This window comes from Microcystis sp. (assembly GCF_048564745.1).
Lineage (GTDB): Bacteria > Cyanobacteriota > Cyanobacteriia > Cyanobacteriales > Microcystaceae > Microcystis > Microcystis ichthyoblabe_A.
The window spans coordinates 18,355-31,089 of record NZ_JBLZRT010000014.1; the positions used below are offsets into that span (position 1 = coordinate 18,355).

The following is a 12,735-nucleotide window of genomic DNA, read 5'->3' on the forward strand; positions in this document are numbered from 1 at the left end:
TTAGGGATGGAAGATTACCAATCAGCTTTTTCAGAACGTCATCAAGATACAGAAATACTTTGTGAATCTAATAGGAAAATAGCTGCTATGCACTTTGGAGGTATTACGATCGAATGTTTGCTGAAATCTATGATCTTAGCTTCGGTATCCAGTCAAGAATGGAAAACTGATTCCAATAACCCCGGACATACCATAACTAATCCTGGTCACAGTTTGACAGCAGCTCTAAAAAGTAATAATCGTCTCTATTCGAGAGTTCAAAAATTTCCAGAGGTGATAAAATGGATTAATATAGTAGAAAATCCTAGTCAAAATTTTATAACTATGCGTTATTCCAGCAGTGAACCGAATGACGATAAATACAAAGAGTGGTTATCAGCTTATACAGGTCTGAAAAGATGGCTTCAGAAACAAGCTACTCAACTTTAAGGAGATAGTTATGTCAGAAACTTGGTTAAGATCACTGAAACAAAAATTAACAGATATATATGTTCAAAAAGAAGCACAAGAATGGGTTGATCTCAATCTATCTACTGCTAGACTTTTGAATATAACTATCGTCAGTGATAAGTTTGAAAATTTATCAACAACTCAGCGAAGAGAAGCGGTTAAAAATGACATAGAACAACAGCATAAATCTTTAGGTTTTATATCTTTATATACTATTCAGGAGGCAGCCTCTCTCGATCTAAAAGCTCCACAACTTCTGGACGCAAAATCAATTCACACTTGGCAAGATTTAGCCTTGTGGTCAACTAATCCACAAAATCAATCACCGTCTTCTCCCGAACTTTGTCTTCCTAGAACCGTAACTTTTTATTCTTTTAAAGGGGGAGTAGGTAGGACAACTGCTTTAATTCATGTTGCTTGGATTTTAGCGATGCGAGGTCGTAAAGTAGTAGCTGTTGACTTGGATTTAGAAGCACCGGGGTTAAGCACAGCTTTCCCCTTAAATCCCTCACCGGAATACGGAATTGTGGACTATTTTTATGAAAAATCCTATTTACCAGAAGGTGTAACAGCAAAGATTAATATCACTGAAATATTTGGAGAAGTTAATATTCCCGATGCAACGGGAAGACTATTTATTGTTCCTGCGGGTTATTTGAGTCTTGATTACATTACTAAAGTTGATGATCTGCGAGCAACAACAATTCTCGATAATGGGGAAACACTCTGGTCAACTTTTAGTCGAGAGATTCAAAATCAGTTAAAACCTGATCTTATCTTAGTAGATTCGCGCACTGGAATCAATGAATGGGGAGCTTTATCTTTACTACAGGCAGCCAACGAAGCAATTATTTTTTTATTTCCTAACGAACAAAATCAAAAAGGAATCGAGCTTCTTTTGCAATCTTTGACTTCTTTCGGCCGACTTTCGCTTAATTTTGTTTTTTCACCCGTTCCCGATTTAAGTGATACAGGAATAACTAAAGTTACTCATGCTTGGCAAATTTTACAAAAACATATTGACAAAAATATAGATATAGATGAAACTACCGATCATGATTTAGATATAGATTCAGAAGACTATCTAATCATACCTTATATTCCCTCGATCGCTCTAGCAGACCGTTATCCTGTCACTGGATTACTGGATTATTATACTCGCATTGCTAACTTAATCGATGAAGATACCAATAAAATTCGCTTGCAAAAAATTCTGGCCAGTTCCAAACAACGTTGGCAAGTTATTGAAAGTCTTAATTTTATGCCATTAAATGCGGGAGATATCCGTTCAGATATTAGTCTTTTATTTCAGAAAACTGCTAACTTTGATAAATTTCTTGATCAAGCAACTTGTCTGATCAGAGGTCGTAAGGGAACAGGAAAGACAGCACTTTATTTGTTACTACTCCGGCAGGAGTCTGAGGCACGAAAATTGGCCTATAGTCGTCTAGATAATGTGACTTTATTATCTGGTCATGGGAGCTATAATAATAGTCGTCCATCCCGGGATGAATTCCAGTATATAAATCAAGAATTGCTAGAAAAACAAGGTACCTGGGAAGCAGTTTGGCGAGCTTATTTGCTGATAAATGTGTTCAGAAAATTTGAAAATAGTATCTTTATTAAAGGTAAACAGGGGGCAAAATTTCAGGCGATTAAAGGAATTTTTCAAGGATTAACCTCGGAAAATTGGCAATTGGAACATACTCAAGCTTTAGTTCAATTAGCAACAGATTCAAATTTGACTCTCCTGATTAAAGATGCTTTAGATCTAGTTAATCAGAAACAATTAAAAGAGCAGCAGACTCTCTGGTTTCTTTATGATGATTTAGATGAAGATTTCCCAGAGAGAGAGGGTATTCGTCAACAAGCTCTCACCGGTTTATTTCAGTTTGTTCAAGCTTGTGATGCTAAGACACTAACAGCAATTCGTTTTAAAATATTTCTGAGAGAAGATATCTGGAAACGTCTTAACTTTGATAATAAAAGTCACTTCAATGGACGAGATTTACTTCTACAATGGACGAGAATAGATTTCTTGAGATTAGCTCTCCGTCAAGCTTTTCTATCGCCAGAATTTAAAGATTTAGTCGCTCGTTTTGCTCCCGTGGAAAGTATCGATCAAGCAACGGAAAAAGCTCTAAATCATGCCTTAGAATTACTTTGGGGCAGTCGCCGACGAAGTGGCAATAAAGCTAAATACGTTTATCGATGGGTTTATGAGCGTTTAACAGATTCTAGTGGTACTACTTTTCCTCGCAGTTTAAGCGCTCTATTACAAGGAGCAAAAGAACAAGAATTAACCTACAAAGGACAGTCATCAATTCAGTCACCAACTGATCGCTTATTGCGAGCAAAATCTCTAGAAATTGGTTTAGAAAAAGCTTCTGAAGAACGCTGTGACGCTATTAGACAAGAATATCCTGACCTAGAGAATTTTTTCCGAGCTTTAGAAAGAATTTCTGCTTTACCTTCTAGGGAAGAACTCAGTCAAGTGTGGGAACGTACCGCACGGTTAATAATACCTGATTTCGATAGATTTGCCGAGCTTTTAAGCGAAATTGGTCTTGCTCAATGGCGCGAAAAAGAAAAAAGATATGGATTCGCAGATATTTATGTGTATGGATTTAAGATGATTCGTACAGGTACAAAGTGAGTCATCGATCGACTTTTCTCAAACGATCGCTTAGTCAAAATTAAACCCCCTAACCGGCGAAAATTAACTACAAGCGATCGAAAAACTGGGAAAATATTCAATTGATTCAATGTCATCTTTTTTAACTATCCTGCCCATGAATAATCAGGTCATCCGTACTGATAAAGCTCCGGCCCCTGTGGGTCCCTATAATCAAGCGATCGCCGCTCCTGGTCCTTTTCTCTTTGTTGCGGGACAAATTCCCCTAGATCCCGTCACGGGTGAAATCGTCTCCGGGGAAATTAGCGCCCAAACCGAACAAGTTATGGCCAATCTAGAGGGCATTTTAACCGCTGCTGGGGCTAATTGGTCAAATGTGGTGAAAACTACCGTCTTTCTCTCGGATTTAGCCAATTTCGGGGCGATGAATCAAGTTTATGCCCGTTATTTCCCCCCAGAAACTGCCCCGGCCCGGGCCTGTGTGGAGGTGGCCCGTCTTCCCAAAGATGTGCTAGTGGAAATAGAATGTATTGCCGCTTTAGCCTAAAAATTAAGGTGGGCAATGCCCACCCTAACCTAATCTCTCTCTAGACCACCAAAGCTTCTAGAATCGTCTTATTGTAGATAATTCGCCCTACAGTAGTACGCACATACTGGGAAATTATCTGACCATCCTTCTCGCGGGTTTTGCGCTCCCGATAATATTTCCAGATGCTGCCATCGGGGAGAGTTTCCGTTTCCAGGACTTCCTCATCGGGTTTATTGGTTTTCACCTTTTCTCCGACCGGTAAACGCAACCACACGGAAGCGTGCAGATCCACCAATCCCTGATCGAAAGAGCGAATAGCGTCATCCATGCTGGCGAAATAACGACCCCCACCCTTTTGGGCCTTGGGATTTTCGGCCGTGAGATAATAACAACCCAAAACCATATCCTGAGAAGGGGCAACAATCGGGCGACCGGTCGCCGGTGAGAGAATATTATGACAGGCCAACATCAACAAGCGCGCTTCCGATTGTGCTTCCAGGGAGAGGGGAATATGTACGGCCATTTGGTCCCCGTCAAAGTCAGCGTTAAAAGCGGGACAGACGAGGGGATGTAACTGAATCGCCCGGCCCTCCACCAGTATCGGTTCAAACGCTTGAATGCCCAAACGGTGCAGGGTAGGAGCGCGGTTTAACATCACCGGGTGTCCCGTGATCACTTCATCCAAGACGTGCCAAACATTGGCATCCCCCCGTTGGATCATTTTCTTGGCTGCCTTGATATTATTGACGATGCCTAATTTAATTAAACGATGGATAACGAAGGGTTGGAACAATTCGATCGCCATTTCCCGGGGTAAACCGCATTGATAGATCTTCAATTTCGGACCGACAACGATAACCGAACGTCCCGAATAGTCCACCCGTTTACCGAGGAGATTTTGACGGAAACGCCCCTGTTTACCCTCGATAATATCCGATAAAGACTTCAGGGCGCGATTATTGGCCCCCACCACCGTGCGACCGCGACGACCGTTATCAATTAAAGCATCGACGGCCTCCTGTAACATCCGTTTTTCGTTACGGACGATAATTTCGGGGGCGAGAATTTCTTGCAGACGGGATAAACGGTTATTGCGGTTAATCACCCGACGGTAGAGATCGTTCAGGTCAGAGGTGGCAAAACGGCCGCCGTCCAACTGCACCATCGGGCGTAAATCGGGAGGAATCACGGGAATTACGCTTAAAACCATCCATTCTGCCTGAGAACCCGTGGCGATAAAGTTATCGATTACCCGGAGACGTTTAATTAATTTTGCCCGTTTTTGCCCCTTACTTTCGACAATTTCCGTCCGCAGTCTTTCCGCTTCTTCTTCCAGGTTAATTTCCTGTAAGAGTCTTTGGATAGCCTCGGCCCCGATACCCACTTCAATGCCAACTAATTCCGAGTCCTCCGCGTAGATTTCTTCTTCGATCTCTAACCATTGATCTTCGCTGAGGAGTTGTTTATAACTAAGATTGCCCGCGTTACCCGGATCGAGAACCACATAGGCATTAAAATAGACGATCTGCTCCACGTCCCGCAGGGGCATATCGAGCAGGATACTGAGATAACTGGGAATACCTTTAAGATACCAAACGTGGGTGACGGGGGCGGCTAATTTGATAAAACCCATGCGATGACGACGTACCCGCGACTCGGTGACTTCTACCCCGCAACGTTCACAGACAATCCCCCGGTGACGGACGCGTTTGTATTTACCGCACCAACATTCCCAGTCCTTGGAGGGGCCAAAAATTTTCTCGCAGAATAACCCATCCATTTCCGGTTTAAGAGTCCGATAGTTGATCGTTTCTGGTTTGGTTACTTCTCCGACGACTTGACCGTTAGGTAGGGTTCTTTCTCCCCATTGCCGAATTCTCTCGGGGGACGCTAAACCGATTTTGACGTAATCAAATCTTTGATCTGTTGGAGTCTTCATTCTGAATTTTTTACTATGGGTAATGATTCTGGGATAAGCGATCGCTCTCGCGTTCTCGATGCCCCGATGACAACTATTAGGCAGAAACGACGGTTAACTCAGTCACTTTTTCTTGGGGTCAAACTGGCCCGATCGAGTCCGGGACATTACATTATACAATTTTTCTAGTTCGATCGACCATTAAGTGATATTTTCCCAGATGGTGATGCTGCCGTCGGCCGCGGCCGCTGCTAGGTGACAATAATCGGGGCTGAGAACTAAACTGGAGATCGGCGATGATCGCCCATCGGCAGCGGTGAGAGTTGCGATCGCCTGTTGAGAATTGGCTAACCAGATTTTAATTTCTCCGTCGGTTCCCCCGGTAAATAACCACTGACCCTGCTCTGCGAATACCAAGCTTGTCACCTGACCATTATGGGCATTAATCACCCGAATTGGCGCAAAATGACCGCTTTTCTCTGGGTTGTATTGCCAGATTTTCACCGTCCCATCCACACAACCGGCGGCAATAATCTGACTATCAGCAGCGATCGCCAGACTCTGCACCGAAGAAACGTTACCGGATAGGACGGCGATTTTTGCTCCCGATCCCAATTGCCAGAGGGTGACAGTGCCATCACCCCCAGCTGCGGCGATAAAATCTTGATTAGGAGCCACTTCTAGGGCATAAATTGCCCCCAGACTGTCATAGGAGCTAAATTCTTCGGTTTCCTGCTCTAAATTCCACTGTTTTAGGGTTTGATCGTAACTACCACTAACCAAAAAATGCCAACGGGGGGCAAAATCCAGGCCGTGAATCGAACCGAGATGACCGAGGAAAATTTGATTTAATTCCAGATTACTGGCATCGCTGGCTAAAGTCCATAATTTAACGGTTTGATCGAATCCCCCCGTCGCTAGATGATAATCGCCGTTTCCGGTCACTGCTAGGGCTAAAATGCCCTGATCATGAGCTTCCACCGTATTAATCAGGGTTCCTCTCGCAAAATCCCAGATTTTTAGGGTACGATCCCAACTAACGCTAATTAAAAACCGTTGATCCTCGGTAATTGCGATCGCTGTAATCATTTCCCGATGGGCGCTCAGACGGCGATAATAGTGCCAATGGGGGATAGGGACGGGGGGGGAAGTGGGAGTTAAATTAAGGGTGGGTAGGGTGATTTGTGGCTCATTTTCCGCTTTTGTGGCGGTAATATCTGCTGATTCTTCCTTAAGCGGCAAAATCTCTCTTTGTAAGCGACTGTAGGATTTTTCCAAATGTTCGATGCGTTCCAGCAGCCCGTTACGGTTGATATATTGAATAATTTGATTGTAGGACTGTTCGAGGGTGAGAATATTCTCCTCTAATTCTGCGATCTCGCGTAGCGAGCGCGTTGCGACCGCAGGGTCGTTATCGCTGGCCGCTGCGGGATCGAGGGACTGTATTTGGGCCGATAAAGCTTCTTTTTCTTCTTCCCACTGACTCTGTAAATGACCGGTTATCTCGGTTAAGCGTTGACGTTGCAGGGTTCTTTCTCGGAGACGATTGAGAATATTTAACCCGAAAGTCACTACTAGGAGGAACAAAGGCAAAAACCCCGCACCCATGGCGATAAGGGTAAGCAGGGTTAATCCTAGGGCGATATATTCCGCTAATTCTAGCCAATGGGGGCGATGGTCGGTCATTTTGCAGTTACCGGTAAAGGGATTTTGATCATCTCCTGATTTCAGACTCATGGTAACGCTAATTGCCGCCTTGGGATTGACTAAAATTAATTTTTAAGCAGGAATTAAGACTTTTTTCTTAGTTTCTATCGGTGCGGTTAAAGCGGATTCTAAATCGGCCTTCCCTAGTCTTGCTTCCAAAATTTTCAGCACTTCCCGTCCAAAATCATCGGGATTTTGTCGCCATGCTTGCAGACAAACTTCGCCAAAGAATGACCCCAAAGGTTCAGGATTCCAGAGCAGTTTTTTGGCTGTCCAGGGCATTAAACTCATGGGATCATAGTCGGGTTTAAGAATTTCTTTTTTGAGGGCGTATTCTTCTAGATGGGTGTGGGGTTGTAGTCCGATAAAAAAGATGGCTGGTTCCACTTTATCGACTCCAAAAATGTTTTCTAATTCCCGATGATAGGCGATGGTTTGACGAATGGTTTCTAGGGTTTCATCAATGACATTGAAAGAATAATTTACCGAAACCAGATCATTAAAACCCGCCGCTTTTAAGTCTCGACAATTTTGCAGAACTGTCCGCAAATTATAGCCCATACGCATTTTGCGGACTAATTCCTGAGAACCACTGGTGATGCCAATTTCAAAGTAGTTCATGCCTGTTTTTACCATTAAATCGCACAGTTTCGGGGTGAGATTATCGGCACGAATATAGGCAGCCCAATGGATATCTTTCATCCCAGCGGCGAGGATTTTTTCTAATAGTTCTTCTACATCGTTGATAAATTTTCTGGCGGGGATAAATTGGGCATCGGTAAACCAGAAATTGCGAATGCCGCGGTCGTATAATTGGCGTATTTCCTTAACTACTTCATCGGCGGGATTAATGCGTACTTGTTTCCCTTCGACAACGGTATAGATGCAGTAGCAGCAGTTATGGGGACAGCCGCGCTTGGTTTGTACCCCGATATAAAAGTCGTTTTCTTGGAAATAGTAGGAAAATTCCGGCCAAATACTGGCGATGTAGTCGTAGTTACAAGCGGATTTTTCTAAGGGGGTGGGGGATTCGTGGATTAAACGCGGCCGGGGTGTGGTTTCTCCGACGACATAACAACGTTCATCGCTAAAGTCCCGGCCGGAGAGGAATTTTTCTAGCAGGGTTTCCCCTTCTCCCACTGATACAATTGTTCCTGTGGGCAGTTTGGTTTTTAGTTGTTCGTAGAAAACACTGACGGCACCACCCCCGACGATAACTCGCGCTTCGGGATGGTATTTTCTGGCCCGCTGCAACCCTCGGCGAATTAGTCCCTGATTCCGCCATAATTCGCCGTAGTAGGCTGTTGTCACCTTCAAACCTCCTAAAGCACCGCGCAGCTTAATTAGGGGGTTTTTAGCGTAGTAAAATTCAAAGGCGTTTTGCAGGGGATTGCCACCGCGACCACCGACGGGAGCATATATTTGAATATCCCGCCAGGAGAATACTAGCAGGGTGGGCCGAAATTCGTCAACACAGCGATCGAGTGCCTGGTTAAAGTCTAAGGGTGGGACTGCACCAAGGTCAAAAATCCTTTGTTCGATGTCGGGGAATAGTTTATGAACGTGGTCGGAAAGGTAAACCACACCGATGGGGAAAATGGGGTTACAGGGGAGTCTAACGTAGAGGATGCGTTGTGCTTGCGGTTGAGTCATGAGATTTCTGAATGGGACGAGGACGCATTCTGAGTAATCTTAATATAACTTAACTTTGTCCGGCTTGTCTGGCAGTTATCAGTTATCAGTTATCAGTTATCAGATGTGAGTTTTCAGTTCACTGTTTACTGTTTACTGAAAAGCTTCCCACTTCCCCACTTCCCCACTTCCCCACACCCCACACCCTACACCCTACACCCTACACCCCACACCCCACACCCCACACCCCACACCCTACACCCCACTTGCGTCTAAGGTTAAACTTTAATTCCTAGTACCTGTGTATGGGTTCCCCGCGCTTGGGTGACACCGATGGTTCTTTCCGATGCTTCAATCATCGGCCGACGCAAACTAACGACAATAAACTGCGCTTGTTGTGCTTGTTTTTGAATCATTTTGGCCAATTTCTCTACATTGGCCCCATCTAAAAACATATCCACTTCATCAAAGGCATAAAAGGGAGAAGGACGATATCTTTGTAGGGAAAAAATAAAGCTTAAAGCGGTTAAAGATTTCTCACCTCCAGACATGGAACTTAATCGCTGTACGGGTTTTCCTTTCGGATGTGCCACCAGATTTAAGCCACCATTAAAGGGGTCATTTTCGTCTTCTAGTTGTAAGTAACCATCGCCATCGGACAGGGTAGCAAATATACTCTTAAAGTTTTCGTTAACGGCAGTAAATGCTTCCTGAAAAGCATTAAATCTGAGGGTGGTAAAGTTTTCTATCCGTAAAAGTAGTTCGGTTCTTTCTCCTTCTAGAGTTTGCAGTTTTTCTGATAGTTCATCTAATCTCTCTTTAGTTTTTTGGTGTTCTTCTAAAGCTAACATATTCACAGGTTCTAAAGCTGCCAATTTCTTTTGTAACTGCCTAATATCACTTTGAATTTTCTCGAAATCTCGATCGCTTTCGGGAATTTCTGGCAAGGGATTGGGTAAGTCGCTTTCTAGTTGACTAATTTCTGTCTGTAAAGTGGTTAGTAATGCTTGTCTTTCTTCTTGATTGTTGACTAACTTTTCCGATTGCCAGATAGCCTGTTGTTGTTGGTTTTGTTGTTGTCGCAAAACTGTCTCTAATTGGTCTCTTTTTTGCTTGGTTTCCCCTAGTTGTCGGGATAATTGCTGTAAAGCTTGATTGATTTCTAAAATATGCTGATCAAGTTTTTCTATCTCCAGATTACCGATATTTCTCTGATTAACTGCATCGGTGATTATCTTGTCAATCTCAATAATTCTATCCGCAGACTCTTGACTTTTTTCCTCTAGTCTGATTTGTTGACTTTGTAAATCTTTTAACTGTTCGCGGACTGTAGCGAGGTGATTTTCTTGGGTTTGTAACTCTAATTCTTGAGCGCGAATTATTCCCTGTATCTGTTGCCATTCGCTATGGGTATGATTGGCCTCTAAAGCAGTTAATTTCTCCTGTTCTTGCTGTAAAGATAACTCTAACTCAGGAATTTCTCTGGTTAATACTTCTAACCGTTGACGAGAAATAGTAATTTCCTCTTGCTGGCCCGATAATTGACGGGTTAAATCCTCTTTTTCTGTGGTTAAACGTTGTAAATCCTTGCTTAATTGTTGTAGAGATAATTGATTTTCCCGATGACTTTGACGGGTTTCGGTTAACTGTTGGGTTAACTGACTGATAAGATTATTAACTTGGGTGATTTTTTCTTCGTTGCGGGTAAGAATGCGATCGATTTCTGCTAATCTTTCCCGTAGAGATTCCGCTTCACTAGACTCCTTAGGAGAAATTTTACCAAAACGCAGCCCCGATCGCGTCGGTTGGCTGCCTCCGGTCATAGCGCCAGTCATCTCTAATAACTCGCCATCCAAAGTAACGATGCGATATTGATTGATATAATAACGGGCAGAATCTATATCCTCAAAAACCACCGTACTGCCAAAAATATAGTTAAAAACCTCCCGATACTGGGGTTGAAACTTAACCAAATTCACCGCTAAATCTAGATAACCCCGCGCGTGACGCAGAGAGGAAATATCCTGGGGACGGGGAGGACGAATTTTATTCAGGGGTAAAAAAGTGGCCCTACCGATGCGACGCTGTTTTAGCAAGGCAATTCCAGCGGCCGCAACGCTATCATCTTGGACGACTACATGACCTAAACGACCTCCGGCGGCGATTTCAAGAGCAATTTGATAACTTTCCTCTACTTCCCCCAATTGTGCCACTAATCCGCAGATTCCGGGCAAATCTGACTGTAATAATATTTGAGTGGCATAGGTTCCCTGGGCCTCCTGTTGCGCTTGCTTGGTCGCTTCCAGTTTATCTAATTCCCTCTGTTTGTCCCGTTGTTCCTTGAGCAGACGTTTTTGGGTGTCCTGACTGATAACGCGATTTTGTTCGGCAATGGTGAGTTTTTGGGCTAAATTTTGGATATCGGGTTCTGATTGATTAATTTTTTGTAATATTTCTTGACTTTCTTCTGTTTTTGTGCTAACGACTTGCTCTAATTCTTGCAGACGTTGACCAGCTTCTACTATATTAGTTTGCAATCGATCGCATCTTTCGGTCAATTGGGCCCGTTGGCTACGGTAGGGGTTTAATTGTTCCTGAAGACGGGTAATATTGCGGGAAAGGTCACTTTGTTCTTTTACCCAAGCTTCTGACGCTTCCGCGAGACTACTTGCTTGCAGACGATGGGTTTCTAGGGTTTCCCTTGCGGTTTGGGTTGTCCGTAGGAGATTGGGTAAAATTTCAGTTTCTAAACGGCTTTTTTGGGCAGTAATCTGGTTTAATTCGCGATTATAGCGATTAATTTCCTCTATAAGTCTGGTTTTCTGTGCCTGAGATTCTTTTTCGAGGTTTTCTAGCTCTTTTTGTCGTTGTTGCTGTTGTTGTCGTTTGGCCTGTTGACTCGCTAATCGGGAAGTCAGGGACAGGTGTTCATCTTCCCCAAAAGCTTTAACCTGTTGATTGAGTTTCTCTAATTCTTGACTATTTTGGGCGATTTGTTCGGATAAATTGGCGATAGTCTCCGTTAAAACCTGTTTTTCCCTTTCCCCAGCTTGAATTTGTCCTTGTACTTGCTGGCAGCGCTGCTGGAGATTTTGCCAATGGAGGACAATTTCCCATTGTTGTTTTTCTTGGACTTGGGCCTTGAGTTTTTGGTATTTTTCGGCTTTAATGCGATCAAGTGCTAATTTTTCCAGAGATTTTTGCAATTCTGTGGCAATAATTTGGCAGCGTTCTTCCCTTTCTTTAACCGAATCGATATTCTCCTTAGTTTTCTCAATTTTGCGGTCAAATTCGGCTACTCCTGCCAATTCGTCGATAATTTCCCGTCTTTCCTTGGCATTCATGCTGATAATTCGGGTTACGTCTCCCTGTAACACCACGTTGTACCCTTCGGGATAGATGCGTAAACGGTTTAATTGGTCGTGAAGTTCGCTAACCGTACAGGTTTCCCCATTGATATAGTAGGTAGAAGTATAGCTGCCACCCTTAGCCACTTTTAAGCGTCGGGAAACCGTCCAATCCCTATCGGTTGCGTCAGGAATATCGCTAACATCAAAAGTCACCGAAACACTCGCTTCGGTGCTATGACGTTGACTGTTATAGCTATGATTGACTAAATCCGGTAATCTTTCGGCCCGCATTCCCTTGGAAGTAGCTAATCCCAAGCAAAATAGCAATGCGTCGAGAATATTCGACTTTCCTGAACCATTTGGACCGGAAACCACCGTAAACCCCGGTAAAAAGGGTATGGGAGTTGTTCCCCCGAAGGATTTGAAGTGTGAGAGTTCGACCTTTTTGATGTAAACCATGGCAATAAGCAAAAAGTAGGCAAGCTATCAGCTGTCAGCTTGAATCGATAAGGGA

At 43.6% G+C, this 12,735-nt stretch carries 7 protein-coding genes; 3 read left to right on the top strand and 4 right to left on the bottom strand.

The annotated features are described in order from the left end of the window. Window positions 1–6 precede the first annotated feature (6 nt). The 3 genes from ACOCD9_RS02445 to ACOCD9_RS02455 all read left to right on the top strand — a co-directional run bounded on the left by ACOCD9_RS02445 (window position 7) and on the right by ACOCD9_RS02455 (window position 3,632). Complete coding sequence (locus ACOCD9_RS02445; RefSeq protein ID WP_419546287.1) at window positions 7–429, top strand: hypothetical protein; 423 nt, start codon at window positions 7–9, stop codon at window positions 427–429. Window positions 430–439: 10 nt separating this feature from the next. After that, a complete protein-coding gene (locus tag ACOCD9_RS02450) occupies window positions 440–3,106 on the top strand; it encodes a ParA family protein (RefSeq protein ID WP_419546288.1) in 2,667 nt (888 codons plus the stop codon). A gap of 109 nt (window positions 3,107–3,215) precedes the next feature. After that, window positions 3,216–3,632, top strand: a complete 417-nt coding sequence (locus tag ACOCD9_RS02455) for a RidA family protein (RefSeq protein ID WP_002762767.1) — start codon at window positions 3,216–3,218, stop codon at window positions 3,630–3,632. A 40-nt stretch (window positions 3,633–3,672) separates the two neighbouring features. Here the strand turns inward: ACOCD9_RS02455 and ACOCD9_RS02460 are convergent, their stop codons facing one another. From ACOCD9_RS02460 to smc, 4 genes are all read right to left on the bottom strand, one after another. Next, complete coding sequence (locus ACOCD9_RS02460; protein WP_272105027.1) at window positions 3,673–5,553, bottom strand: DNA-directed RNA polymerase subunit gamma; 1,881 nt, start codon at window positions 5,551–5,553, stop codon at window positions 3,673–3,675. Between the two features lie 180 nt (window positions 5,554–5,733). Further along, on the bottom strand, window positions 5,734–7,269 hold the full coding sequence (locus ACOCD9_RS02465; protein ID WP_419546289.1) for a hypothetical protein: 1,536 nt from the start codon (window positions 7,267–7,269) through the stop codon (window positions 5,734–5,736). Between the two features lie 42 nt (window positions 7,270–7,311). Beyond that, window positions 7,312–8,892, bottom strand: a complete 1,581-nt coding sequence (locus tag ACOCD9_RS02470; RefSeq protein ID WP_419546290.1) for a photosystem II high light acclimation radical SAM protein — start codon at window positions 8,890–8,892, stop codon at window positions 7,312–7,314. A gap of 257 nt (window positions 8,893–9,149) precedes the next feature. Continuing rightward, on the bottom strand, window positions 9,150–12,680 hold the full coding sequence (smc, locus tag ACOCD9_RS02475) for a chromosome segregation protein SMC (RefSeq protein WP_419546291.1): 3,531 nt from the start codon (window positions 12,678–12,680) through the stop codon (window positions 9,150–9,152). Window positions 12,681–12,735: the final 55 nt, after the last annotated feature.